The sequence below is a fragment of the Candidatus Nitrosocosmicus oleophilus genome (assembly GCF_000802205.1).
In the GTDB taxonomy this organism is placed as follows: Archaea; Thermoproteota; Nitrososphaeria; order Nitrososphaerales; family Nitrososphaeraceae; genus Nitrosocosmicus; species Nitrosocosmicus oleophilus.
The window spans coordinates 1,764,227-1,790,883 of the sequence record NZ_CP012850.1; the positions used below are offsets into that span (position 1 = coordinate 1,764,227).

General features: G+C 35.9%; 27 protein-coding genes and 1 rRNA gene. 20 read left to right on the forward strand and 8 right to left on the reverse strand.

Annotated elements, in window-relative coordinates:
• Window positions 1–65: 65 nt before the first annotated feature.
• Genes NMY3_RS08515 through larC form a run of 3 tightly spaced genes read right to left on the reverse strand, consistent with a single transcriptional unit; the run spans window position 66 to window position 3,412 of the window.
• Window positions 66–1,274: a cysteine desulfurase family protein gene (locus tag NMY3_RS08515; RefSeq protein ID WP_196815469.1), complete on the reverse strand. Its 1,209-nt coding sequence runs from the start codon at window positions 1,272–1,274 to the stop codon at window positions 66–68.
• Window positions 1,261–2,142, reverse strand: a complete 882-nt coding sequence (larE, locus tag NMY3_RS08520; protein ID WP_231099964.1) for an ATP-dependent sacrificial sulfur transferase LarE — start codon at window positions 2,140–2,142, stop codon at window positions 1,261–1,263. The genes NMY3_RS08515 and larE overlap by 14 nt, the downstream gene beginning before the upstream one ends.
• A gap of 10 nt (window positions 2,143–2,152) precedes the next feature.
• Window positions 2,153–3,412, reverse strand: a complete 1,260-nt coding sequence (larC, locus tag NMY3_RS08525; protein ID WP_196815470.1) for a nickel pincer cofactor biosynthesis protein LarC — start codon at window positions 3,410–3,412, stop codon at window positions 2,153–2,155.
• A 154-nt stretch (window positions 3,413–3,566) separates the two neighbouring features.
• On the opposite strand from larC, the gene NMY3_RS08530 reads away from it, so the two are divergent.
• The 13 genes from NMY3_RS08530 (at window position 3,567) to NMY3_RS08590 (ending at window position 15,160) form a co-directional block, all read left to right on the forward strand.
• Window positions 3,567–4,484 (forward strand): malate dehydrogenase, encoded by a 918-nt coding sequence (locus NMY3_RS08530; RefSeq protein ID WP_196815471.1) that lies wholly within the window; start codon window positions 3,567–3,569, stop codon window positions 4,482–4,484.
• Window positions 4,485–4,500: 16 nt separating this feature from the next.
• Window positions 4,501–5,277 (forward strand): nickel pincer cofactor biosynthesis protein LarB, encoded by a 777-nt coding sequence (gene larB, locus NMY3_RS08535; RefSeq protein WP_196815472.1) that lies wholly within the window; start codon window positions 4,501–4,503, stop codon window positions 5,275–5,277.
• Window positions 5,278–5,852: 575 nt separating this feature from the next.
• Window positions 5,853–6,425: a 50S ribosomal protein L18 gene (locus NMY3_RS08540; protein ID WP_196815473.1), complete on the forward strand. Its 573-nt coding sequence runs from the start codon at window positions 5,853–5,855 to the stop codon at window positions 6,423–6,425.
• 141 nt (window positions 6,426–6,566) lie between these two features.
• Window positions 6,567–7,187, forward strand: a complete 621-nt coding sequence (locus NMY3_RS08545; protein WP_425319342.1) for a 30S ribosomal protein S5 — start codon at window positions 6,567–6,569, stop codon at window positions 7,185–7,187.
• Between the two features lie 8 nt (window positions 7,188–7,195).
• Window positions 7,196–7,666, forward strand: coding sequence for an uL30 family ribosomal protein (locus tag NMY3_RS08550; RefSeq protein WP_196815475.1), 471 nt, complete (start codon window positions 7,196–7,198; stop codon window positions 7,664–7,666).
• Between the two features lie 99 nt (window positions 7,667–7,765).
• Window positions 7,766–8,203, forward strand: a complete 438-nt coding sequence (locus NMY3_RS08555) for an uL15 family ribosomal protein (protein ID WP_196815476.1) — start codon at window positions 7,766–7,768, stop codon at window positions 8,201–8,203.
• Complete coding sequence (gene secY / locus NMY3_RS08560; protein WP_196815477.1) at window positions 8,184–9,635, forward strand: preprotein translocase subunit SecY; 1,452 nt, start codon at window positions 8,184–8,186, stop codon at window positions 9,633–9,635. The genes NMY3_RS08555 and secY overlap by 20 nt, the downstream gene beginning before the upstream one ends.
• A 145-nt stretch (window positions 9,636–9,780) precedes the next feature.
• The gene (locus tag NMY3_RS08565) at window positions 9,781–10,356 is read left to right on the forward strand and encodes an adenylate kinase (RefSeq protein ID WP_196815478.1); all 576 of its coding nucleotides are present in this window, start codon (window positions 9,781–9,783) and stop codon (window positions 10,354–10,356) included.
• Between the two features lie 73 nt (window positions 10,357–10,429).
• On the forward strand, window positions 10,430–11,053 hold the full coding sequence (locus NMY3_RS08570; protein ID WP_196815479.1) for an AAA family ATPase: 624 nt from the start codon (window positions 10,430–10,432) through the stop codon (window positions 11,051–11,053).
• Between the two features lie 31 nt (window positions 11,054–11,084).
• Entirely contained in the window at window positions 11,085–12,134 is a 1,050-nt protein-coding gene (locus NMY3_RS08575; protein ID WP_196815480.1) for an RNA-guided pseudouridylation complex pseudouridine synthase subunit Cbf5, read from the forward strand.
• A 334-nt stretch (window positions 12,135–12,468) separates the two neighbouring features.
• Window positions 12,469–13,518 carry a hypothetical protein gene (locus NMY3_RS08580; protein WP_231100414.1) on the forward strand — a complete coding sequence of 350 codons (1,050 nt, stop codon included), beginning with the start codon at window positions 12,469–12,471 and terminating at the stop codon, window positions 13,516–13,518.
• Between the two features lies 1 nt (window position 13,519).
• On the forward strand, window positions 13,520–14,746 hold the full coding sequence (locus NMY3_RS08585) for a DNA primase small subunit domain-containing protein (protein WP_196815482.1): 1,227 nt from the start codon (window positions 13,520–13,522) through the stop codon (window positions 14,744–14,746).
• A 36-nt stretch (window positions 14,747–14,782) separates the two neighbouring features.
• Window positions 14,783–15,160 carry a hypothetical protein gene (locus tag NMY3_RS08590; RefSeq protein ID WP_231099965.1) on the forward strand — a complete coding sequence of 126 codons (378 nt, stop codon included), beginning with the start codon at window positions 14,783–14,785 and terminating at the stop codon, window positions 15,158–15,160.
• Between the two features lie 15 nt (window positions 15,161–15,175).
• On the opposite strand, the gene NMY3_RS08595 is transcribed toward NMY3_RS08590, so the two are convergent.
• Complete coding sequence (locus NMY3_RS08595; RefSeq protein WP_196815484.1) at window positions 15,176–15,505, reverse strand: hypothetical protein; 330 nt, start codon at window positions 15,503–15,505, stop codon at window positions 15,176–15,178.
• Between the two features lie 163 nt (window positions 15,506–15,668).
• On the opposite strand from NMY3_RS08595, the gene mtnA reads away from it, so the two are divergent.
• Window positions 15,669–16,736: an S-methyl-5-thioribose-1-phosphate isomerase gene (mtnA, locus tag NMY3_RS08600; RefSeq protein WP_196815485.1), complete on the forward strand. Its 1,068-nt coding sequence runs from the start codon at window positions 15,669–15,671 to the stop codon at window positions 16,734–16,736.
• 53 nt (window positions 16,737–16,789) lie between these two features.
• The gene (locus tag NMY3_RS08605) at window positions 16,790–17,401 is read left to right on the forward strand and encodes a PqqD family peptide modification chaperone (protein WP_231099966.1); all 612 of its coding nucleotides are present in this window, start codon (window positions 16,790–16,792) and stop codon (window positions 17,399–17,401) included.
• A gap of 85 nt (window positions 17,402–17,486) precedes the next feature.
• Here the strand turns inward: NMY3_RS08605 and NMY3_RS08610 are convergent, their stop codons facing one another.
• Window positions 17,487–17,861, reverse strand: a complete 375-nt coding sequence (locus NMY3_RS08610) for a hypothetical protein (protein ID WP_196815486.1) — start codon at window positions 17,859–17,861, stop codon at window positions 17,487–17,489.
• Window positions 17,862–18,009: 148 nt separating this feature from the next.
• Between NMY3_RS08610 and NMY3_RS08615 the strand changes: the two genes are divergently transcribed.
• The 3 genes from NMY3_RS08615 (at window position 18,010) to NMY3_RS08625 (ending at window position 21,637) form a co-directional block, all read left to right on the forward strand.
• A complete protein-coding gene (locus tag NMY3_RS08615; RefSeq protein WP_231099967.1) occupies window positions 18,010–19,413 on the forward strand; it encodes a nucleotide sugar dehydrogenase in 1,404 nt (467 codons plus the stop codon).
• 65 nt (window positions 19,414–19,478) lie between these two features.
• Entirely contained in the window at window positions 19,479–20,033 is a 555-nt protein-coding gene (locus tag NMY3_RS08620; RefSeq protein WP_196815487.1) for a thioredoxin family protein, read from the forward strand.
• Between the two features lie 83 nt (window positions 20,034–20,116).
• Window positions 20,117–21,637, forward strand: a complete 1,521-nt coding sequence (locus NMY3_RS08625; RefSeq protein WP_196815488.1) for a leucyl aminopeptidase — start codon at window positions 20,117–20,119, stop codon at window positions 21,635–21,637.
• A gap of 67 nt (window positions 21,638–21,704) precedes the next feature.
• On the opposite strand, the gene rrf is transcribed toward NMY3_RS08625, so the two are convergent.
• Window positions 21,705–21,823, reverse strand: a 5S ribosomal RNA gene (gene rrf, locus NMY3_RS08630).
• Between the two features lie 616 nt (window positions 21,824–22,439).
• Between rrf and NMY3_RS08635 the strand changes: the two genes are divergently transcribed.
• A complete protein-coding gene (locus tag NMY3_RS08635; protein ID WP_425319402.1) occupies window positions 22,440–24,230 on the forward strand; it encodes a ribosome biogenesis/translation initiation ATPase RLI in 1,791 nt (596 codons plus the stop codon).
• Between the two features lie 21 nt (window positions 24,231–24,251).
• Window positions 24,252–25,097: a class I SAM-dependent methyltransferase gene (locus NMY3_RS08640; RefSeq protein ID WP_196815490.1), complete on the forward strand. Its 846-nt coding sequence runs from the start codon at window positions 24,252–24,254 to the stop codon at window positions 25,095–25,097.
• A gap of 24 nt (window positions 25,098–25,121) precedes the next feature.
• Here NMY3_RS08640 and NMY3_RS08645 read toward each other — a convergent pair whose 3' ends face one another.
• Window positions 25,122–25,331, reverse strand: coding sequence for a hypothetical protein (locus NMY3_RS08645; RefSeq protein WP_196815491.1), 210 nt, complete (start codon window positions 25,329–25,331; stop codon window positions 25,122–25,124).
• Between the two features lie 67 nt (window positions 25,332–25,398).
• Window positions 25,399–26,469 (reverse strand): nicotinate mononucleotide-dependent phosphoribosyltransferase CobT, encoded by a 1,071-nt coding sequence (gene cobT, locus NMY3_RS08650; RefSeq protein ID WP_196815492.1) that lies wholly within the window; start codon window positions 26,467–26,469, stop codon window positions 25,399–25,401.
• Window positions 26,470–26,657 lie beyond the last annotated feature (188 nt).

The window sequence follows — 26,657 nt, forward strand, 5'->3', positions numbered from 1 at the left end:
AATTTTCTTCAAGGTATACCTATTATTATGAATGCTAGATAATGGTGTAGTAGTTAACCTTTGCTTCACGCAAAACTATTCCCGTTTATTTTTCTAAATTCTTTAATTAGGTTTTTTAAAGCGTCAATAGCAATTTTCAACTCCTCTTGAGTGTTTTGGTAACCTATGGAAAACCTTATTGAACCACTAATTTGATCATACGTCAGTCCTAAAGCTTTTAGAACATGAGATGCTTTTTGTTTTTTGTTTGAAGAACAAGCAGAACCAGTAGAAGCCTCAATACCATATTCATCTAGTTTTATCAACAAGTCTTCTCCATTTATTCCAGAAAAAGAAAAGTTAACATTGTTGAAAATTCGATTCTCCATTGATCCATTTAGTACAGAGCCTGGTATTTCATTAATTATTCTATCTATCATGTACTTTTGAAGTCCCTTAATCTTAATTTGGACGGATGCGAGCTTCTCCTTCCAAATTTCACATGCTTTGCCAAATCCAACAATGGCAATTACATTCTCTGTTCCTGATCTTAGATTCATTTCTTGTCCGCCGCCAAATATTATCGGCTTTATGTGTATTCCTTGTTTTATGAACAGTGCTCCAATTCCTTTTGGTCCGTTTATCTTATGGGATGAAATCGTCATCATGTCTATTTTCAGGTCATTAACATTTATCGGAATCTTCCCAAGAGCTTGAACGGCGTCTGAATGAAAAATAGTTTCATTATTTTTTGCTTTTGCGATTTCAACCATATCTCTGATGGGTTGTATAGTTCCTATTTCGTTATTTGCTAGCATAATACTAATCAAACCGGTTTTTGTTGATACCATTTCCCTAAAAATATCTAAATCAATTGATCCATCTTTCTCTATAGGTACATAATCTATCTCAAATCCCATGTCCTTCTCTATGAATTTGATAGTCTCTATTATGGAATCATGTTCTATCTTGGAAATCAATATTCTTTTACAAGTCGGTTTTAAATTACAGATCAGTCTTGCACTTCCAATCAGGGCTAAGTTATTAGATTCAGTACCTCCAGAGGTAAAATAAATTTCGTTAGATCTAGAGCCGATTAATTTGGATATCTGTCTCCTAGCCTTAGAAACGGCGAGATTAGATTTTCTACCCAAACCGTGAAGTGATGAAGGATTACCATAAAAATCGGTTAAAAATGGTAACATTTCATTTATTACACTAATGTCAATCGGAGAGGAAGATGCATTATCCAAATAAATGGGTTCCTTGGTTTTAGTAAGACTATTTTTTGACATATTTATCTATTGTTATTATCTCATCCTCATTGAGTTTTCCGATTTCTTTTTTTCCATATCCTTCTAGATCTAACGTTACATGTTTAAAGCCTAATTCTCTAATCTCAAATACTATTTTGTCAATTTTGTCTAGGTTGCATAACTTGCTGATTTCACTCCTCTCAATCTCAATTCTCGCTATTGTGTCATGATCCCTTACTCTTACTTGTCTAACACCAGACAATTTTTTTATTATCATCTCACATCTTTCAATGCGTCTTAATTTGACCGAATTAATTTCCGTTCCATGAGGAACACGTGACGCTAAGCATGAATTCGAAGGTTTATCATGAACAGACAAATTGTTAATCTTAGCAAAGTGGCGGACTTCTTTCTTACCCAATCCAATATCTAATAGAGGACTCTTAATTCCCATAGAATGTAATGCGATCATACCTGGCCTATCATCATCTACATCATCAAGGTTGGTACCATCTACAATTAGTGAGATGTTTTTCTCCTTTGCCACCTTCAGTAAATTGATGGCCAACTCATTTCTGCAGTGAAAACAACGAAGGCTGTCGTTCTTGGTGAAATTCGGATTATCTAATTCGTTATATTCTAACAAATGATGAATTACATCAATCTCTTTGGCCACTTTTTTAGCTGTTTCTAATTCTTCATTTGCCAAAGTCTGATAATTTGCTGTGATCGCTAGAACATTTTCTTTTCCTAGTGCTTGCCTTGCTGCGAGAGTCACTAATGCGCTATCTACTCCTCCAGACAGGGCGACTATAACCTTACAATTTCTGGATTTAAACCAGTTAATTAGTAAGGGATATCTGCTTTGTTTTGAATCTTCCATACGTTTAGTTGAATTGGTCGACATCCTAGATCAGCTATATGTCGTATAGATTCCTTTGAAATATTAAATTATTGACTGTTTCCATTGTCTTCTTAAAAGGGAGACCTAGCTTGTTTGCAATTTCTCTTATATTTTCAAACTCTGGTTTTACGTTAACTATTCTTCCTTGCTGATCCTTTGATATTTTTACACTTATGACATATTCATGGTTTTCTATTATGATGGGGAGCATTATGCTAAACCGCTCTAGTTTATATCTTTCATTAATTGTTTTTCTAATCCCTAGTGTTCCTGTCTCATTGAATATTAATTCGATGATCCTTTTTTCAATGTCCTCAGAGCAAATAACCTTCAGAATATGTACTGGTCTGTTCTTCTTTGTTATTCCGCTAACCAATGTAACATCCTTTACTCCTACATCCTGTTTTGATATCTTTTCTACCAAATCACCTATCATCTCACCGGTCATGTCATCAATATTTGTCTCAAGAACCGATACTGTGTCTGATTGAATGGAGTTATGAATATTTGATTTTCCAATAGAAATTCTCAATATATTAGGGATGCCCTCAAATTTCTTAAATCCAGTACCATAGCCTATTTTATGAGGTATAAATTCAGGATACGTACTAATAATTCTAGGATTCAATCCAGCCAAGATGGCGGCTCCAGTAGGAGTGGTTATTTCAGAGTGGATTGGACCCCCAGTTATTGGTATCTCCAAAAGCTTAAAAATTTCCAACACCGCGTTAGTAGGATTTGGAATCGTCCCGTGTGAGAATTGGGTTATTCCACCACCAACGGCAACTTTGGTAGAATAAAAAGTTGTATTAAAGAAAAGATCCAAATCATCTAGAGCAGTTGCACTGCCAATTATGTCTGCAGCTGTGTCGATGCTAGAGGACTCGTGAAGATGTAGGTCTCCAACTTCTTTATTATGAATTCTTGATTCTATTCTAATTATGGTTTTTATCGTCTCCATTGCAAATTTTTTTGCCGTATCGGAAAGATTAGTAACGTTGCAGCAATTTGCCAGAATTCTTAACATCTCGGAAGCATTTCGTTCTAGTGAATTCTCTTCAATCTCAAAATGAAATTTAGTTGCTCTTATCCCATTTGATTCAGAATTTATGAATTCTACCTTTTTTATTCTGGTATTGGAAAATAGTTTCTCTATCATCTTTATGTTATTTATGATTCTATTCTTATCGGCACCACAATCCACCAAAGCAGATAAGAACATATCCCCTGAAATTCCTGCGACCTGTGAGTCAATTACAACTATCTTTCTCAACTATATTTTTATTATATGGCTCCTCTATAATGGGTTTTAAGGTCCAGATCAAATGTCAATGGGTAATGCTCTGTTAGTACATCCGTATGAATATTAGATCTGAATTTTAGAAAGAATTTAAAACTATAAATAAAAAAAATAATGTCACATTTGTATGACAATATCTATAATTGGTTCTGGTAGAGTAGGGGCCTCAGTCGCCTTAAATTGCGGTATAAGAGAATTAGATCCTCAAATAAATCTGATTGACATAATCGAGGGATTGCCACAGGGGGAAGCAATGGATATCAATCATCAATTGTCTGAACAAGGTATAGATAGTTTTGTCCAGGGCACCAATGACTTTAGTATTTTGAGGGATTCGGAGATAGTAATTTTAGTTGCAGGGATCGGGCGTAAACCTGGAATGACGAGAATGGATCTCCTAAAGACGAATGCTTCTATTGTTAAGGATGTTTCAACAAAAATAGCTCAACATCGTCAAACATGCAAATTAATTATAGTAACCAATCCTTTGGATCCTATGACATATCTTGCACTAAAGACTACCAAATTTCCTAAGAATAATATAATGGGAATGGGAGGAATGCTGGACTTGTCAAGATTCTCTAGCTTCATCAATGAATATACTCGTTTGTCCCGAACTTCAATTTCAGCAATGGTGATTAGTGAACATGGAGAAAGAATGTTACCTTTAATTAGATTTTCTTCGATTTCTGGAATACCTTTAAGTCATTTCATAGATGAAAGGCAATCAAAAGAAATCTATGAAAAAACCAAACAAGTGGCTGCGGAAGTCATCAAATACAAAGGTGCTACAGTATATGCACCAGGTAATGCGGTGGCAACTATGGTTGAATCCATAGTAAAAGACAAAAGAACTGTTATTCCATTATCTACATATCTTGATGGTGAATATGGAGTAAGTGATGTGTGTATAGGGGTTCCTGCAGTCCTTGGGAAAAACGGAGTAGAAAATATTATCGAATTGCCCCTTAACGAATTTGAACACCAAGAATTCACAAACGGAGTTAAAAATGTAAAAGAGGCAATCTCTCTTCTGCCGCTTTAACTTGTTTGCATGGTTTATGGATCTAAGAAATATTCTATTAGACTATTACAATAACAAGAAAAGCCTTGATGAAGTGATCAAATCTATTTCACTTTTTTCTGTTGAATACATCGAGAATGATGTAGCTCAAATTGATATTAACCGCGATTTTAGAAAATCTATTCCAGAGATTATTCTGGCGTCAAGCAAAAAATCTAGCGAATTAGTGATCATTATTAATCGAATCCTCGAGAAGAAAGGCTATGTCCTTGTGAGTAAAATTAAGCCTTTGGTAGTAGGCAAGTTAGAAGATTATTATGGCAAAAAGGGTCTTATAGTAGACAGAAGCCGCAATGGAACTTCATTATTAATCTATGACTCGATATCTTCTCTTCCTGTAAGTAGAGGTGGTAAAGTGGGAATCATCTGTGCTGGGACTTCTGATGTGGGGATTGCTGAAGAGGCACGCTTGGCAACTTTGGCAATGGGTTGCACGTCTTATCTTGCTTATGATGTGGGAATAGCTGGGATTCACAGATTGCTCAATTCATTGAAGCAAATGATGTCAAGTGATATTGATGTGATAGTAGCAGTTGCCGGAATGGAGGGGGCACTTCCAGCTGTAGTAACCTCTTTGGTATCAGTTCCGGTAATAGGAGTGCCTTGTTCTGTTGGATATGGTTATGGGGATAATGGTACAGGTGCTTTGGCGTCTATGCTTCAGACCTGTTCATTTGGTCTTTCTGTTGTAAATATAGACAACGGAATAGGGGGAGGCATTTTTGCAAGTATAATCGCTAACAAGGGCCGGTAGAGAGTAAAAATACATTCATGATGTCTATGCAAAATGTATTTTAACCTTAGAATTTTTTGAGTCATTTGTAAGGTTTTTGATGTTGACAGCAGGTAAATTATTTGTTAAAACCTTTCGTATTTTCGATACGAGGAAAGATGACAATTTAACTAATGTTCAACTAATTGCCATGATGCAGACATGTGAAGATCTAATGGACTTTCCTTCCGATTGGGTTATCAGCATTTCAAAACTTTAACAGGATCTTCAAGTAACCATTTGCGAAAACTTAGGTTCACTGCTTTGTATAATCATACTTTTTTTCATGACTGAAAGTTTAACGATGATTAGAGTTGGAATCCAAATTGTACCAGGGCTTTTGGACTTGGTATAAAGTCTATCCTTCAAAACAAACTCAAAATGATTCAAATATTTTGGTTGATTGGCGGATTTAAAATGAATCTTATTTCAAGTTTGATGATAGGTGTGATCACTTAATTGGTCAGCATTATTTATTTTGTCTACTGTTTTAAAACGTTTATAAGAGATTTAAGAGAGTTTTTTTGATTGTTAGTATAAAGGAGAAGAGGTAATGAATGTCTTACATTAAAACGCTTAAAAGAATAAGAAATAATAAAACAAATTATAGAAAAAGAAAGGCTGTGTTAATTAGCAAAAGAAATTTCATAACGGTAAGAATAAGTAATCAAAATATTCACTGTCAATTAATCAAACCGGCAATAAAAGGTGATATCGTCCTCTCGTTTTCCAGTAGTAAGGAACTGACTAAATTTGAGTGGAAAGGCTCTACCAACAATTTATCAGCTTGTTATCTGGTCGGATTGATGCTTGGAAAAAAAATGCTTGCCAAAAAAATTGATTCTGCAATTTTATATACCGGTCAAGCATCATTCACAAGCAAGATAGCAGCTTGTCTTAAAGGCATTGCTGCTGCTGGGGTCAATATTCCATTATCTGAAGAAACTTTGCCTGATGAGAATCGAATAAATGGTTCACACATATCTCAATATGCCACCATTCTGAAGGAGGATAAAAATAAATATGAGAAACAATTTTCTGGGTTATTTAGTAAGAACATTAATCCAGAAGAATATCCAAAACATTTTGAAGAAGTGAAAACACGAATTTCTGCTGGAAATTTCAATTAAGGTGAAACTATGACCACGAAAGTATTCACCGAAAGAATAATAAACAAAAAAATAATTGATTTTGATAAGGTACTGATGTGTTGAGAATGAAAGTTATTATGATTAATAGATTGCTAATGCCTTATGGATCGGGTGTAATTAATGAGTAGGATGTCTAGACCTAGTGAACCTGAAGTAGAATGGAAGCCAAGAACTGCACTAGGTATTATGGTAGCCAATGGGAAAATAAACTCCATGGAGCAAATTTTTGAAAATGGTATGAGGATTCAAGAATCTGAGATTGTGAAACACCTTTTACCTGATATCAAGACTCAAGTAGTAAGTGTTGAAATAGTACAAAAACAAACCGATGCAGGCGAACTCACTAGATTTAATGCTCTTGTGGCAATAGGCAATGAGTCTGGGTGGTTTGGAATTGGAAAAGGTAAAGCCTCACAAATGAGGAATGCTATCGACAAGGCCACCAATGCTTCTTACCTAAACGTCATCCCAGTAAAATTGGGATGTGGAAGTTGGGAATGTCGATGTCACCAAGCTCATTCAGTACCATTTAAGGTACAGGGTAGAGGTGGCAGTGTAACGATTGAATTGATCCCTGGCCCTCGTGGATTAGGTATAGTGGCCGGTGAGAATATCAGAAACTTGTTGAAATTAGCAGGATTAAAGGACTGCTGGAGTAGGTCATTTGGATCTACCAACACAATGTCGTCTACCGCAAAAGCAATTTTTAGTGCATTGAGAAGTACGTTTATCACAGGATAGGAATTGAAATGGTGTATTTAGTAGTTAGAATGAAAGGGACTGTTAACATTCCCAATTGGGCAAATGTAACACTTGAAGGTTTACATCTTAACAAGAAATTTCGAGCAACCCTGATTCCAGAAAATGACCAAACGTTAGGTATGCTCAGGAAAATAAAAGAAATAGTTTCTTGGACATCTGTTGAGGAAAACTTTATCAGAGAATTTATCGAACAAAAAGGCCGTGCATCATCATCTAAGCTGTTATCCAACCAAAGGCATGAGGAATCTGGAAAAACATCCAATCCTGACATTGATAAGGTTGTCTCTGATATCTCTAAGAATGAAACATATCTTTCAAAATTAGATGGAATAAAACCATGGTTTGCGTTGAATCCTCCTAGAGGCGGATTTAAGAAAAAATCAAAGCTTTTGCACTCTCAAAACGGAATATTGGGGGAGAATAAAGATTTGTTAGAAATCGTAAAGAGGATGATGTAGATAATGAATAATAATTGTTTGTCTGATAGCAAAGAATTGCAAACTTTAATATTTACACCCAAAGTTGCTTATCCACTAAGGGAAAATTGGTGATAACTGATGGCTACTCGACTAAGAAAAAGTAGAAAACAACGTGGAAGTCGCTTCTGCGGATGGGGCCAAATTGGTCAACATAGAGCTTCGGGCAGTAGAGGAGGCGTTGGAGGCGCTGGAAAGCACAAACACTTCTTCATAAGAACAATTAAAGAGGAACCAAATCACTTTGGGCATGAGCAATTTCATGCATTAAGACCAAGTGATTCTTTAAAATGGATAAATCTTAGAGACCTGAATGAATTGGTAAAATATTCAGAAACTAGTGAAGATGGTAAGGTCATACTTGATCTAGAAAAGTTAGGGTATGACAAGATCTTAGGTGGCGGAGCTATAAACTCTGCCCTTACAGTTCGGGTAAAAAGAATCTCAGACTCTGCCAAAAACAAAATCACAGCAGCTGGAGGAGAGGTGCTAATTTTAGATGAGCTCAGTACAGAATGATGGTATATTTAGAACAATCGTAAAGACAATCTCCCCTGTTATCCCTCAAGTTGAGAAACCTAAAAAGAAAATTACTCTAACTAATAAACTAATATGGACGGGTATTGCAATGCTTATATACCTAGTAATGGGGCAGGTTCCATTATTTGGAGTAAATGTTGATCCTGCCGCCGATCCATTGGCATTTGCCAGAGTAATCTTTGCTGCCCAACAGAGAACCTTGTTGGAGCTTGGTATTGGTCCTATTGTTACTGCTGGATTGTTAATGCAGTTATTGAAAGGTTCGGATATTTTAAAACTAAACTTCAAGGATCCCAATGATAGATCCCTTTTTACATCTGCTACAAAAATAGTAACAATAATTGTAATCGTTGCAGAAACACTACTGTATGGTGTAAGTGTATATGGCGGTGCCACTCCATCGGGCTACCATCTGGCCGTATTAATAGCGCAGTTGATGGCCGCGTCCATCGTGGTCATGTACTTGGATGAACTGGTTCAGAAGGGATGGGGACTTGGCTCTGGGATCAGTATATTCATCATGGCCGGGGTGGCACAAGGGATAATGTGGAGTATGTTTAATCCCTTACCGGTACCAGGTGGCACTGAGCCTAGTGGCTTGATACCCTTCATGATCACAAGCGGAATGGAGGGTAATATAGGAGACGCTGTACTCCGTTCGTCACCACCTGCACCTGTTCCAAATATGCCCAGTCTCTTTGGATTTGGGATGACCGCGGGGATATTGCTGCTATTGGTATACGTACAGGGTATACATGTGGACATACCAATAGTGTCGACGCGGTACCGTGGGTTTACAGCGACGTATCCAATCAAACTGCTTTATACGTCAAACATCCCTGTGATTTTGGCGTCTGCGCTGTTGGCGAACGCGCTTTTCATAGGGCAAATGCTCTGGGTAAATTACAATCCCAACAACGATAATCCTGCCTTCAACTACATAGCGCAATATGATGCACAATCTCAGAAGCCGACTGGAGGTCTATTCTATTACATAACTGCACCTAGATCCTTTGAGGCTGTCGTAGCGGATCCCGTCAGAGCGGTTGTATATGTACTGTTCTTGACCACTATTGTTACCATCTTTGGCCGGCTTTGGGTAGAGCTAGGTGGACTCTCTGCGAAGGCAGCGGCAAAGAACCTATTGGATGCGGATGTCCAAGTACCTGGGTTTAGACGGTCGGAAAGTTCGGTGGAATCCCTACTGAACAGATATATCCCGTCTGTGACAATAATAGGAGGAGTAATAATCGGGTTATTGGCTTCGGTATCAGATTTATTCAACGTTTTCGGAACTGGAATAGGTTTGTTACTGATGGTAGATATACTTGTGAACTACTATAACTTGTTGGTCAGAGAACAAGTCGATGTTCATATGCCAAAATTGGCTTCCTTGTTAGGACGCACTTAGAGAATCAAGTCACATGATAATGATTTCAAATCAAAATCATTATCATACCATTTATTTTCAAATTTTAATACAATGCACTTTATTCAAACTGGTATTGTCAATTATAAAGCTAAAAATAAAGGATTTATTTTCTAAATAGAATTATATGACTAAACGCGTTATGATAGTTGGTATTCCAGGTGTAGGAAAATCTACTGTTATAACAAATGTATTTAATTTACTCTCTCAAGAGGGTATCGACACAAAAATCGCCGAATTTGGAAAGATTATGTTCGAACAAGCAAAACTCTTATCGATAAACAATCGCGACCAGCTGAGGAAGTTATCGATCGAACAGCAAAGGTCTTTACAAGAAATGACTGCGAACTATATTAATTCGCTAGGTAATGATGTTGTAATTATCGACACTCACTTATTTATCAGGACTGAACAAGGCTATTATCCGGGTATTCCGCTAAAACTATTAACCATAATAAATCCGTCCCACTTGATTCTAATCACAGCAAAATCCGAAGAGATTCATAAAAGAAGGACTGATGATAATAGCCGACAGAGAGACTTGATTTCCATTGACCGTATTAGCGATGATTTAAGACTATCTGAGAGTATGATATCTTCAAGTTCGATAATATCCGGTTGCCCTTTCTATATTATACAAAATAATACAGATGAGATTGAAAAGGCTACTGATGATATTCGTAAGGTCATATTAGGCAAATGATAGAAGAAAAATCATTGATAGCTTTATATATACATAGGTCACTATTGACCAAAATCTAGTTCTAGTGTTAAAAATGGGATCGAATCAAATTAAGGATATTAAGAAAGGTGAAGACCATGCGGATCGCAGGATGAGTATTGTAATTTCTGGATGGCCCGCCGTAGGAAAGACTACGATTGCTGAAAATCTAGCAAAGGATTTTAATCTAAAACTGTGGAACGGTGGAGACATATTAAAGATGATGGCCTATGAACGTGGCTACTCATCATCACTCAATCATGATTGGTGGGATACAGAAGAGGCAGCTAGATTTATGAATGAGCGTAACAATAATCCAAACTTTGACAGAGAGGTGGATGATCGTTTGATAGAGCTTGTCAAAGAGGGAAACGTCGTCATTACTAGTTATACGTTACCATGGATCTCAGACGCAACAATAAATTTTTGGCTGCAGGGTTCTGTAGATAATAGATCAAAACGGATGTCAATGAGAGACAAAATAGATATCAATATAGCCAAGAAAATAGTACAACGACGCGATGTTGAAAATAAGTTAATTTACCAAAAACTTTATCAGTTCGAATTTGGGGAAAAGCTTGATGTATTCGACTTTGCCATGAATACTGATATATTGTCATTAGAATCTTTAATTATTATTTCAAAAAACATAGTAGAGAATGTAATAAGTTCATCTTGAATAGCATGGAATTTAAAGGTAACGAAAATTCATGGAATTTAACCTCCCTCAATTAAATAAACTAGTAAAAATAAATGATGGGACGTCCGATGAGAAATTTGGATACTATCCTAATAATAGACCTATTGCACAATTATTAAGTTATGGTCTGATTTTGTTGGATAAACCACCAGGCACTACAAGTCACGAAATTGTTTCATACGTTAAGAAAATACTTGGATTGGAAAAAGCTGGTCATAGCGGTACTTTGGATCCAGGGACAACCGGATTACTACCTATCGGTTTAGATGAAGGAACAAAAATAGTTCCAGTACTACTCATGGGGCCAAAGGAATATGTTGCCCTGGCTAGACTTCATAGCCACGTTTCCAGTGAAAAACTGGTTCAAGTATTGAAGGAATTTACTGGTCCTATCTATCAAAAGCCACCCCAAAGATCTTCTGTAAAACGTCAAACGCGTATTAGGACTATTTACGAATTGGAATTAGAAGATCAATTTGATCGATTGTTATTGTTAAGAACATTATGTGAGTCTGGAACATACATTCGTAAGCTGATATATGATATAGGAGAAGTTCTTGAAGTTGGTGCCTCAATGATAGAGTTACGGAGGACTAAGGTTTGCAATTTTGTAGATGAAACCGACTTTGTTAGACTACATGATCTGGTAGATGCATTTCAGTTGCATAAAGAATCTGGCAATGAAGAGAAACTTCGAAGAATAATACTTCCAATTGAAATGGCTATGACTCATATTCCAGCAATAACTATTAGAGATACTGCAATTGATGCTCTATGCCATGGCGCACAGTTAGCGCTTCCAGGCATAGTGTCTATTCCTCAAAATCTAAAAAAGGGCGATTTAGTAGGTATCTATTCACTAAAAGGAGAAATCGTTGGACTGGGTATTTCTGTATTAGACTTTGATGAATTTCTTAGTAAAAAGAAGGGGATTTGCTTCCAAATAAAGAGGATCGTTATGAAACCAAACACGTATCCCAAATTTTGGTCAACATCCGACACTAATGCGAGCTCAACCACCTCTAATGACACAAGTAGTGATGAATCGATCTTCACTTAATTTTGAATTTCTGACCTGACTATAGCCTGTGATTGTCAAGCAATTTTAGCCTAGGCACATCGGTCAGAATCTATATATTTTTAAATAGTCTCTCCGAATCCTGGATTTGTTTTATCTAGCATTGATATCTTTCTTGCGAGATTTTCCATAGTACCGGGCAGATGACAATTACACATGCATTCATCACATTCTATGTGTTTTAAATTCTTGCAAGAGTTTGAAAGTTGTAATTTTTCCATATACCTATCTTTTGATAACGTGTTCTAAATTTAATTGTTTAATCCATAGAAAATTTTATTTAATTTTGATGTGTTATATCACTAAGTACAATTTGGTGGTGAAATTTGGTAATAAGGATCTGGCTAAATATCCTTTCTTAAAAGAAGCATTTTCGTATATCACTAAATATGATTTTAAACTCGAGGATCTGAATAATAGAGATTATCTCCATCTCATAGAGAAGGCTAATAAAAAAATAGAGCAATATTTGTTTTTTGGAAGGAATGAATATCAAATTAATTACAGCAAAACACATGAAACGATAGTACAGGAAGAGGTTATCTTATTCCTTATCTCATTGTTATTTGTCAAATCTATTTCAATCGACGCAGTGACTAAAAAATTTGCTTTATTGGAATCAATGAGATTTGAAAAGTATCTTATTTCTGATTTGAATACATCGAACCGAGATGACAAAACTATCAAACTGATACTTTACAAGATTTTTGAGGATTTATTTAATACTAAAATCTTGTTAGAAGAAAATGTTTATAACTTTTACAAAATCCGAATATCTGATTATTTGGATCACCCAATTGCATTCCAGGAGAAAGAATGGAATCTAGTTAATAGAACTATTCACAATGGATTTGTGTATTTGGACGGAAATGAAATAGTAAGGTTATTCAGAAATGAACTTTATTTACTAATAATTGACAGGATCAAGAAGATGAATATTGACAAGGTCCCAGATACCATAATGGCGATTTCAAAATCTATCAAAATTCAGTGGGAACAAATGCACCCGTTACCCAATCCCACTGTTTATAAAGCGGTTACTCCTCCTTGCATTCAGCATATATATGATCAAATCCGTAAAGGTGAGAATTTGCCACATCCTGCAAGATTGCTTTTGGGCACATTTCTAATTTATTCCAATAAGACTCTGGAGGAGATGTTAGAACTTTTCAAACGATTACCCGATTTCGATGAAAAAATTACAAGATATCAATTGGAACATCTTGCAGGAAAAAAAGGTGGTTCTAAAAAATATTATGTTCCCTCTTGTGAAAAGATCAAACTAGAAAATTTATGCTATGAGACAAAAGTATGTCATGGAATTAGCAATCCTATTCAGCTTGTAAGAAAGAAATCGAAAATCTAGAATGTCAGATGCGCTATCTTTTGATTCAAATGATTCCATCAAAAAGGACAAGAATAAACCCAAATACCAAAATGCCGAGCCGGACGATAAGAACAAGAATTGGCTTGAAGAAATATTTAGGAGATATTACTTTTATCATTACTCACAACTTGAAGTGGGTGAGTTGATAAATGAACATGAATTTGGATTTAGACTTTTTGACGGAAAAATCCATAGACATTTATCCTTTAACGATAAGAAAGAGTTGTACGCATATATTATAAAATTTTCTCCTTCCGACATCTTTATTTCCTCTGCCAGGTATCAAAATCCGAAGGCGGAAATCGATCAAAAAGGTTGGAATGGGTCTGACCTTATATTTGATATTGATGGAAAGGATCTTCATTTAGAGTGTGCTCAAAGTCATAACTTAGTTTTATGTAAGGATTGTAACCTTATTTCTAAAGGCATCGTCTCCACATGTGAAGGCTGCAAAAGTAGTCGATTGCAAATTATCGATATGCCGTGCACCAGGTGTATCAAATCTTTAAACGGGGAAGTCAAAAAGATAACAGAGATACTTTGTGATGATTTTGGCATTGATAAAGAATATATATTTGTATACTTTTCGGGTAACAACGGATATCACATTCACGTTGTCGATAAGATTTTTTATGGTGCATCTGCTCAGAAAAGAAACGCTTTTGCACAATATTTGATGTGCAAAGGTTATATGATTGAGAATTTGGGTATTAGAAAAAACACCGAAGGCGTACTTATTCCGATGCAAAATAAGATTCTATATAACCAGGGCTGGAGGAAAAGAATTTTTGAATCCATGCATTTACCCATTCAGAATCATAGGATTGATGATAAGTTTGTCAAGAAATACCATCGCATGCAGGATGTAAATAGTAACAATATAAGTGACATTATTAGTACTCATATTTTTGACCTATCTGCAAAAATCGATCCTAATGTCACTATGGACATTCATCGAATATTCAGACTCGCCGGCTCCATTAACAGTAAGAGTGGGTTGATCAAAGCTTTTTGCAAAGACTTGGATTCATTCAATCCATTTGCGGATGCATGCTTAATCGGAGATTCTAGCGTTGAAATAGAATCTAAATTAAATGTCAAAATATCGTTGAAAGGTAAGCAATTTAGCATAAAAACTGGAACAAATAGTCTTCCAGAGTACGCAGCTGCTTATGTGGTTTGTAAAGGCATTGGAGATATTCAATAATAGGCAGAGTATTAAATCTTAAAGCACATGTTATGAGTGATGGACCAAGGATCAGACGTTGAACCTCCTGAAGAATACTGGGTCATTGCATTTTTTAAATCATATTCAAAAAATAAAACATATTACAGGCAATTCATGGCTGCTGGCTTTTATGAAGCTTTTGATACTGTGATGACTTTTTCTGAAAAAACATCTTGCCAAATTCTATGGTACAAAGAGAAACGAAAGTGTGATTCAAAATTCACAAAACTAGGCATACCTTTATTGGAGAGCTTTTGTACTTTTTGCAATAAAGAATTTAATAATATTGAGCCAATAAAGTGTAATTATGAAAAAAATGATTTCAGTTGCAAGTCTGAATTTTGTTCTCTAGATTGTAAGCAGGAACATTTTTACTTTAAACACATTAGATGACTATTTTGATTTTTTTTATGATCGGGTTGCTTTTCTTACAATTTCTAAGTATCTATTGACCATATCCGGATCAATTACCCCTTGAACCACAGAGGGAACGCCAGATTCCAAAACTATATCCATTGCTACTGCACTGTATGGGATATCAAATTCCTCAATCTCTTGTGAATCTTGAGTTTCATAAATTTGTTCATCGATTTTTCCAATCATCTTGAATGCCAAAATCTTGTCAATCTTACGCATACCGGATCCTCCCCCCCTGCCTCCAGCTGATCCGCTCGATTCTTTAACCATCAAAACAAATATTGTATTTTCTCTCCTATTACTATCATCTGTGATGTTCAAATTAATTTCCTGAGATGAAACTATTAATTTCCGCCTTGGATTTTGCAGTATGGGTGATATTTTAAAGATCATGCGATTAAGAGAATGCATTGTCATAAAAATATTTATTGTATCTTTTATGCTGGTAGAAATAAATAATGAATAGAAATGTAATTTATCAATTATGGCTAAGCCTAACGACGGGAAATATCTTACTACAATCGCTTGGGAAAATGATGGTGTGAAATTGATTGACCAAACTAAATTACCTGAATCGCTAGAGTACATAATCTGTAAGAACCATCTGGACATCGCTGATGCAATAAAGAAGTTGGCAATCCGGGGCGCACCTGCTATTGGCGTTGCTGCTGCTATGGGGCTGGCCCTATGTGCTAACAATAGCACCTGCAGTAATAAGGTCAAGATGATGGAAGAGTTAGAACTTGCCTACGATGTTTTGCTCAAAACCAGACCCACTGCGATTAACCTAAAATGGGGATTAGACAGAGTATTTGAGGAAGCAAAGAAATACGATGAAGTGGACGATATCAGGAAACATGTAATTCTTCAAGCAATCAAAATGTCTCATGATGATGTTACAACCAACAAGCTGTTGGGGAGATTTGGCTCAGATTTGATCAATGATGGGGAAGTAGTAATGACTCATTGTAACGCTGGAGCATTGGCTACTGTTTCATATGGAACAGCCCTAGGTGTAATAAGGTCAGTAATGGAGTCAGGGAAAAAGATCAGTGTTATTGCAACAGAGACCCGGCCTGTAATGCAAGGATCAAGACTTACTGCATTTGAGCTTGTACATGATGGTATCGACGTTAGTTTAATTCCAGATACCGCGGTTGGTTATCTAATGGCAAATAAGATGATTGATAAAGTGGTGGTGGGAGCTGATCGAATACTAAAATCGGGCCATGTTTTTAATAAGATAGGTACTTATCAGGTGGCTTTACTTGCAAAAGCTCATAATATCCCGTTTTATGTTGCCGCACCATTGTCAACTTTTGATATGCATAATAACGAAGAAGATATCGTTATTGAAGAGCGTTCCGTCGATGAAGTAGTAAGAATAGGCGAAAAAAGAATAGCACCAACAGGGGTAAGGATTTTTAATCCTGCTTTTGATGTAACCTCTCCAGAGCTGATTGCTGGGATAATCACGGAGAAGGGTGTGATATATCCACCATTTGAATCAAACCTGAAGCCACTGTTTGAGTCGACAAATAATAAGGTCTGACCTTAAAGGACCAATCAAAAAAATTTAAAAAGCGGTTGACTACACATTGAATAGTGCATACAGAGCAAATAACTAAGGACAGGGTCTTTTCTGAATTAAGAAAATGTATGGATCCAGAAATTCCAGTTAATGTAGTAGATCTTGGTTTGATTTATAATGTGGATGTTTCTGAAAAAAATAATATTGATATTAAAATGACTATGACTACTCGTGGGTGTCCCTTGCACGATACTTTAGTGAGTGACGTAAAAAAATATGTTAATACCATAGAGGGTGTTGGGGATATTAATGTACAAATAGTGTGGGATCCTCCCTGGTCTATTGAAAAAATGAATCCAGCGGTTAGGGATAAACTCGGATTCGGCAAACCAACATTGAGATTTAAGATTGACTACGAAAAGTATATGCCCATGAAGGCCGGCCAAGTGACTAAACAGGAGGATGGATCATTAGCATTGGTCAATGAAAAAGGCCAAGGATTCATGGTAAATGAAAATATCATCGAGTTTTGGGAAAATTGTACTGGAGATAAAACCATAAACCAATTAGCTGACAATTTCTCAGAAAAATTAAGTCTCCCACGACAACAGGTAGAACAGGAGGTAGTTCAGTTAATTCAGCAACTGATGGAAGCAGAGTTGTTAATGGCTACTAATGAGAACTAATGAGAACTAATAAGGTTAAGTTAGGTAGGTAGGTAGGTCTAACCATCTCAGTCTGCTCAAGGCATGATGAGGCTTTAATTTAGTATCAATTCGGTTCTTTATTGCGAGTTTCTTTCAATTTCAATGAGATTAAATTTCTTAAATCATCGTCTACCATGTCTTCCGAATTTATGTTCAATGATTTGGCAATAATTTCTAGTTTTTCCCGTTCAGATGATATCGGCCCTTGAATCTGTGGTCCTTTGTAAACGTGGTCATCGTCAGTCATTGAAGTATCTGAAACAAACATATTTTTTTGATCCATAATTTTCCCCTTGGCTTTTTCGTATTCGCCTACAAATTTACCCATAGTTTTAGAAATACTTCCAATCTTCTTTGGAAATATGAAAATAATTATGACAATAAAAATGATAAACCATTCAGAACCTGCGATATTTAACGCATAGCTTGGAAAAAACATTGCCTAATATAATTGGGCAAAAGCAGTAATTTTTCTTTTACTAGTGTAATAATTTCCAAAAGAACTTGTCTTAGACTCGAGCGTTTCTTAGGGGAAAAATGAGCATATTTGTCAAAATATAATAACAAGATGATAAAATATTCAAATTGTGAAATCAGGCGGAAACAAGGATAAGCCTAATAATCCTTTACAAGGCGATGTAATCTTAGAACCTTTCGACACTCTAATTAGAAAATTCAAATCAGGTGAATACATCGTATCAGTTTACGGCTTAGGTCATGTGGGAGCGCCAATTGCTTCTGCTTGGTTGAGGTCAGGTGTGACTGTAATCGGCGTTGATAAATCAGCAAAAGTCTTAGAAAATGCTCGCAAAGGGTTAACACATATTCCGGAACCAATGGTTAATGAAACTTTTACCAATGGCTTAAACAATAACAAATTTTTGGTTTATGATGACCCAATTCAAGCATCCCGTACTTCAAAATTGAAGATGATATGCGTTCCTGTCTTAATAAGAAAAAACAAAGCTGATTTGGATGCTGTAAAAGAGGTGACCTTGGCGATAGGAACTGGTTTGAAGAGAAACGACATCGTGTCTGTACACCCATCAATCCCACCTGGAACTACTGAAAAGTTTTTGATACCTATTTTAGAGAAATCAAGTGGAATGAGAGCTGCATCGGATTTCTTTGTGATTTATAATCCTGAAAGAATTTACGAAGGTCGTGCCATTTTTGACATCGAAGAGGGTCATCCTGGAATAGTGTCTTCCAATGATAATTATAGCCTAGATCTTGCGGAAAAATTGTTTGGTCTTATCTATAAGAAAGGATTAGTAAAAATCTTGGGAATTAAAACCGCTGAAGCGGAAAAGTTATTTGAAGGTGTCTACAGGGATGTGAATATAGCTCTAGCAAATGAGCTTGCACGGTTAAGTGATAGATTAAATATTGATTTTTGGCAAGCCAAGAAGGCAGCCAACTCACAGAATTTCTGTCATATCCATGATCCAGGGATTGGGGTAGGCGGTGCATGTATCCCAATCTATCCTCAATTCATTCTTGATGTTGCGATAAAAAATAAGATAAATTGTAGAATTACTAAAACAGCCAGAACAATTAACAATGATATGCCTTCGTACTCTTTAACCAACGCATTAAAAATGCTTCCAAGAAAGGTAATGAGGAAATCAAAAGTAACAATTTTAGGTCTTGCCTTTCGTGGAGGAGTTTCTGATACAAGACTTTCACCTACTTACGATATCCTAAAAGAATTGACCAGATTAAAAATTAAGGACGTTATAGTTCATGATCCGCTGGTAAAACAAGACAATCTAATTTTAAAATATAAAAATGTAGAACTAGTGAATAATTTGGATTATGCTGTTACCAATCGCGATCTAATAGTCTTGGCCACCAATCATCAAGAATATTTGAAGCTTAATGCCTCCATAATCGGTCAAACTCCCATTTACGATGGTAGAGGTTTGCTTAACCCCGACGAATTTGAAAAAAAACTTTATAGAGGAATAGGGAGACCAATTCAGCCATGATTCGTGACTCTGCGGCAATTTGATATCTGATAACATTTTTATTTATTTTCATAACCAACAATCTAATGGTCAAGACACAGTCTTCACAAAAACTGATAGCTGGATCTCAGGCACCTGATTTCTCACTAAAAGGGGTTGACAGTAAAAAATACTCTTTAAATGATATTAATTCGCGTGCCCTTTTGATAGTGTTTATTTGTAATCATTGTCCTTACGTTAAAGCAAGAATAAGTGATTTGATTTCATTGCAAGCTAAATTTGATAGCTCTGATCTACAGATAATTGGAATAAATAGTAACGACCCAAGTTATGATGGAGAGGGATTTGATAACATGGTGAAATTTGCTCGAGAATATTCTCTCAATTTCCCATATCTTATTGATGAAACCCAAATGGTGGCCAAAAATTTTGGAGCAGTGTGTACCCCAGATCCATTTTTATTTGATGAATCTAAGAAACTTGCTTTTCATGGTAAAATAAATGACGCCATAGAACCTAGCTCTAATGCCACAGTCAACATTATGGAAAACAATATTCAAAAAATTCTGGATGGAAAGAAATCTAGCATCGAAAAGGATTTTGATCCTTCGATTGGTTGTTCAATCAAATGGAGTAGCTAGAACGTTAAAAATAAAAATTTAAAGGGAAAAGCCTTTTTTTTATAATCAGTTAAGTAATTATAAAATGTGAATTCAATAAATCTATGGTAAAAATATCAATAGAGAGTGTTGATAATGTAAATATTTTTGAAGGATTATTTGTCATCGGACTGGATGAAAGTAATAAAGATCTAAATTACCTCAAGAAAAATACTAAATTGATGGATGCTTTGAATACTCACAAATTCATCCATGAGGGACATTTAGAAAATATAGGAAAATTTGGAAAAAATATAATTCTTTACATGAATGATGATGATAAGATAATAAAGATCATGTTATTAGGTATTGGAGATGGTAAAAAACTCAATGAAGATAAATTTAGACAACTTGGTGGAATAATCTCCCTTAAATCAAAGGAGTTAAATTTTCACAATGTTATAATATCTAATTTCTATTCGAGTCCTACCAATGTGGAATCAATAATCGAGGGCTTAGTCTTGTCATTGTACGAATTTAATAAATTTAAGGAAGATAGAGCAGATAAATCTCCACCAACCTTTTATGAAAATTATTCTGTGAGCATTATCACCACAGACGATTCTAATCTTAAGAATGAGATTGAAATTGGCAAGATAGTAAATATATGTGAAGCAGTCTTTTATGCCAGAGACTTAGCAAATTCTCCACCAAATGTGATAGATCCAAATGCTTTAGCGAATTCCGCAAAAACTCTAGAAAAAATGAAAAACATTCATGTTGACATATTAAATCAAAATCAAATAAAGGACTTGGGTATGAATGGCATTATCTCGGTTGGAAAAGGAAGTGAAAATGAACCTAAGTTGATCATAGTAGAATACAATAATTCAACCGCATCCAAAGGCAAACCAATAGTTCTTGTGGGAAAAGCAGTAACGTTTGATACTGGCGGTATATCGATCAAACCCAGCGACAGGATGGATGAAATGAAATTCGATAAGAGCGGGGGTTGTACAGTTTTAGGCATAATGAAGGCATTGGGAAATTTGGACGTCCCAATCAATGTGGTAGCGATTATCCCGGCAGTAGAAAATATGCCTTCGGGATCTTCGTACAGACCAGGGGATATTATTAGAATGTACAATGGTAAGACTGTCGAAGTTTTGAACACGGATGCTGAGGGCAGGTTGATCTTGGCTGATGCACTGGCTTATGGTATTGCCAAATATTCTCCAAAATATATTCTTGATTTTGCTACATTAACAGGTGCATGCATAATTGCCCTTGGAACAAACATAGCAGGAATTATAGGGAATGACGATAAATTGGTTAGTAAATTAGTATCACTATCCCGTATTACTGGTGAGAAGATCTGGCAATTGCCATTATCAGAGGAGTTTTCAGATCTAATAAAGAGTAATGTTGCTACTATTAAGAACATTGGGGGCAGAACTGGTGGGACGATTACAGCTGCAGCATTTTTGTCACATTTTGTAAGTGATGTTCCATGGGCTCATTTTGATATCGCTGGAACTGCGTGGACTCAAGATGGAACTGCAGATAAGAGTTATAATCCTAAAGGCTCTACTGGATTTGGAATTCGTACTATTGTAAAATTCCTCGAAGAGAATCAAGACCAGTAACATATTTCTATTTTTGTCATGATTTCTATTGTAATTGTTTTACTCTGGGTGAAAATGATTAAATTAAAGGTGCCAGCACTGCTGTTTCCCAACGGCTCACGCACGTCAGTATCCAGCAGCGACATCAGGTTTGACTTCCGGGTTCGGAATGGGACCGGGTCGGGCCCTAACGCTATGGCCGGCTATCTTTTATTATGTTTCCATCAATTTAATCCTTCCTATGTGTTCTACCTGTGAATCAAGAATTCCAAAACCTAGGTGGCATAATAAATTTATGAATCAGGTATATTACATATGTGATTACTGACCCAGTTTTTAAGAATGGGGATAACAATCATTACTTAGCATATCAAATTATACAATTTTCATTATAGATTTGCAAACAACAATATCTGTATGAGGATGTTTCCCAATGTAAGAAACCTATGAGATATTTAAGACATTGTTTATTTACAACCGTGATAGTTTCATTATATGCAAGGCTTGTAGTTTTGCTAAGTGAAAGATTGGTGGATAGTCAGCTGGAGGATAAAGACCCTGGTGTACACACTATGATTGTAAGAACCTGCATGTAGCAAATTTATTGCATCAATTTTGATAGAAATTCATTGATTTCTGCTTATATTATAATCTCTTTGGTCTTTGGTAGTTTGTTTAATTCTTCTAGTTAAAGACAATATTTGCTTTCAAGATTAACAAAATATTTTAGATGCTGCCTTTTGACTATTTTCCTCACTCTAATTCACGATTTATATAAAAGATTTGTGAATATTATACTAAGCAATTGGATAAACATGGAAATTTGACTCATAGAGTTGCTGTTTTAGACCAGGAATTGTGCCAACCAAGAAAGTGTGGTCTTGAGTGCATCATCTATTGTCCTGTAAACAAGACTGGTGGGGAATGTATTATTCAAAGGCCAGATGATGGGAAGGCTGTTATTTCTGAGGAATTGTGTACTGGATGTACTATTTGTATTAAAAAGTGTCCTTTTGATGCTATTGTAATAGTAAATCTGGCTCAGGAAATTGGTGTAGACAAAATACATCAATATGGAGTCAATAGCTTTAGGTTATATAAAATTCCTATACCAAAGGAAGGGACTGTAACAGGTATTGTGGGTAGGAACGGTATGGGAAAGTCTACAATAATAAATCTGCTTTCAGGAAATATAAAACCTAATTTTGGTAACTATGATAAGGAATTAGGTTGGGATGAAATTTTAACAAAGTTATCAAACATCGAGCTTCGGAAACACTTTGAGAAAATTCAATCCAAATCATTACGTACATCAATAAAACCTCAGCTTGTATATCTAATTCCTAAGGTTTTCAAAGGTACAGTATCTGAATTACTGAAAAAATATGATGAGCGGGGGGTTTCGGATTTATTGATAGAAGAGTTAAGTCTAAAATATTCCCTGGATAGGGACCTTTCTACCCTAAGTGGTGGAGAATTACAAAGGGTAGCAGTTGCCGTTGCTGCTGCCAAGGATGCAGAATATTACTTTTTTGATGAACCTTCTTCTTTTAATGATATTTATCAGCGATTGGCTGTGGGACGGGTTATTAATAATTTGGCTAAAGAGGGTAAAACTGTAATGATTGTAGAACATGATATGTCTTTACTTGATTACTTATCAGATAACATCTACATCACTTATGGAGAACCTGGTGCCTATGGTATCGTATCGTCACTTCAAAGCACTAAAGTTGGCATAAATAATTTCTTAGAAGGGTATATTCCTACTGAAAATGTTAGGTTCAGAGATAAAGCGTATAAATTTGATATATCCAGTATTACCGAGACTGTTCTCTCATCTTCACCTATAGTGGAATATACTGCTCTAACGAAAACCCTTGGTCAATTCTCTCTGACTGTTGATAAGGGGGAAATTCATGAAGGGGAGGTAGTTGGAATTGTTGGGGCAAATGCCTTGGGTAAGACTACCTTTATGCGAATGCTGGCTGGCATTGAAAAAATTGATAAAGGTAGCCTCGACACTACCGTAAGAATATCCTACAAACCTCAATATCTCAACCAAGATATAGATGGCGATGTTCGTTCGCTAATCTATTCTACAAACGGTGGGCCATTCGAAGGCACTACGGTAGAAGAGCATGTCTTTTCTCCACTAGGAATCAAAAAGTTGTATGACAAATCCATAAAGGGGCTCAGTGGGGGTGAATTGCAAAAGGTGGCTATATCACTATCCCTGATAAGGCCGGCTGATGTGTACGCGCTAGATGAACCCTCTGCATTTCTCGATATTGAAGATAGAATAACATTTGCGAAATTCATACAAAGATTTACTAAATCAAATGGCAAGTCTGCACTAATTATAGACCATGACATTCAATTAATAGATCTGGTTTCGGATAGGTTGGTTATGTTTGAAGGCATCCCTGGTATAAATGGGACCGGCACGTCTCCCACTACCAAGGAAATTGGGATGAACAATTTTCTTCAATCCCTTTCGATTTCATTTAGAAGAGATGAGACAACTGGTAGACCTAGAGTTAACAAAGATAGCAGCAGGCTGGACAGACAGCAAAAAACAGATGGTAATTACTACTACTTGAAAAACAAATAGGTCTACTAGTTGTAATTCTAGATGAGTAAATTTTTAAAAAAACTTCTCAAAGGGGTATTGGCAGAAGAAGACCTCGAAAAAGTTTATTCTTCATTTGATATGATAGGCGATATAGCCATCATCAAAATACCCGATTCTTTATTAACAAAAAAAAATATCATTGGAGAAGTCATACTTGAAAGTATAAAAAACCTAAAAACCGTTTTTTTACAGAGGTCTTCAGTTTCTGGTGAATACAGGCTACGAGGGCTAGAAGTTATTGCTGGAAATGAGAAATACGTTACTTACTATCGGGAGTATGGTTGCAAATTTTTAGTTAATGTAGCCACTACATATTTCTCACCTAGATTGTCCACCGAACGACTCCGAATTTCAAACTTGGTTTCTCCTGGAGAAATAGTAGTAAATATGTTTGCAGGAGTCGGAACATTTTCAGTAATAATGGCAAAAAAGCATCAAATCAAGGTTTATAATATTGATTCTAACTTGGATGCTTATATCTTGAGCATTATGAATTCAAGAATAAACAGATTAACGGATCGCATCTTTTCAATACATGGAGATTCTCAGTATGTACTAAGTTCAAACAGCTTCAAAAACCGCATTGATAGAGTGCTACTTCCATTACCTGAAAGGGCTCATGAGTTTGTAGATGTTTCCATAAATTGCCTAAGACCCACTGGAGGGCGTTTACATTTCTTCTCGCATATAAAAAGTGATACCAAAGCTGGGGTTGTCCCAACTTCTGAGGCCCATATTCACAACCTCTTCTCAAAGTACGATTTTGAAATAGAACATACCCAAATAGTTAGAGATGTAGCTCCACGACTCTATCAAACAGTTACGGACCTTTTTATTTCCAAATGAACCGATTTATTTAGCAAGGGAATCTTACTTTGCATTAGTATTTTTTTCATTGACTGTAAGTGTAACCCCAATCCACCCTACTATAAAGAATATTACGCCTACTATCACAACAATAGTTAACTTTAGTAATAAAATACCCAAATCCGTTGCAAAGAGAGTATAAGTATAAGCAGCGAAAAAAGAGATTGCTATCAAGATTAATACGATGCCCTTGATTCTTTCGATTCCATTCATAGTTTTCTCATTCTAAAACTCTTGTATTTAAACTATCGAATTGTTAATAAATTAAAAGTTTGGCATACTATTTGTTTGTATAGACCAACCGAGGCTTTTCAATTGTTCTGACGTAGTTCTCCTCTAACTTGTGTAAGAATTGTTCTCTGGTTAAATTGTGATTATTAAGAAAGGCAGCAATGGATGTACCGCCCGCACCCGCACCTTCCTTTACAAAACCTTCCGAATAAGATCTTAATCCTTTTTTAGTTGAATTTTCTAAAAGGAGATCGATGTAGAAAATAGGTACTTCATCTGAAATGGTATTCATCAATCCCAAAATATCTGATTTTTTATCATTAATTATGTAAGAAGTTGTTCCAATACAGATGTTATCTCTTAAACTTACATTTAATGATTTTAATAAAGCTAGAATACAACACATTTGAGTTCCTCCTGCTAAGATAATTTTATGCTTACGGGAAATGATTTCTTCAGCTAACCCTACAATTGTGGGCATTAGGGGATCGCCAAAATTTGCTATAGCCCTAAAGGGGTCGTTTGAACAATCTCCAGATCTCATTTTTGATCTCAGGAGAGCTTTCTCTACTACCATGTTTTTCAATTCATTAGGGTTGTCAGGCATGCTACTGCTGACCTTGTTATATCCATCAAATCCCAGAGCCTGCATGACACCCAAAGCGGTTGTTGTACCACCCGGAATACTTTCTCCTATAATTATAGTTTCATTTATTTTGGTCAATTCCTTCCCAAGCAATTTGCCCATATCATAGTTTTTTATTACATTGTCTATTTCTAGAGCCGGCTCTTGAAGAATGTTCTTGCCAGAATCTGAATCAATATTAACATAAGGTAAAATGGGTTTGATTTTGGACCCCGAGTCAACTATTGATATTGGGATATTTGATAAATCAAGTGCAGTTTTTGAAATTATTGCAGGCGTTGGTTTTCCATCCGGTGTCGCGGGAATTGTATCAATGCATTTACATTTACCATAATAAATATACTCTGCATCAGCAGCGGGTGTATATTTCAATAGTTCTGTATTAGCTCCTGCAACTGTTAGCCCGGGAATAGTAGATGTCTCCGTGTAGGATATTGCCAAAATAAAAGAAGTTCTATTTGATTTAAAAGACAATAAATCATTACTGCCTCCTTTAGAAGGGAGACTTTGGATAACGTCAGTAATCAACAAAATTCTGTCAAAGTCTATTAATAATAACCTTTGCTGGTTGGAAGCCCGCCTAAAGGAAGAGAAGGAATACAAAATGGTAGTTGTTTATGCCATTAAACGGTTCTCCAACCACGCATTGTCTTTTGCATTCC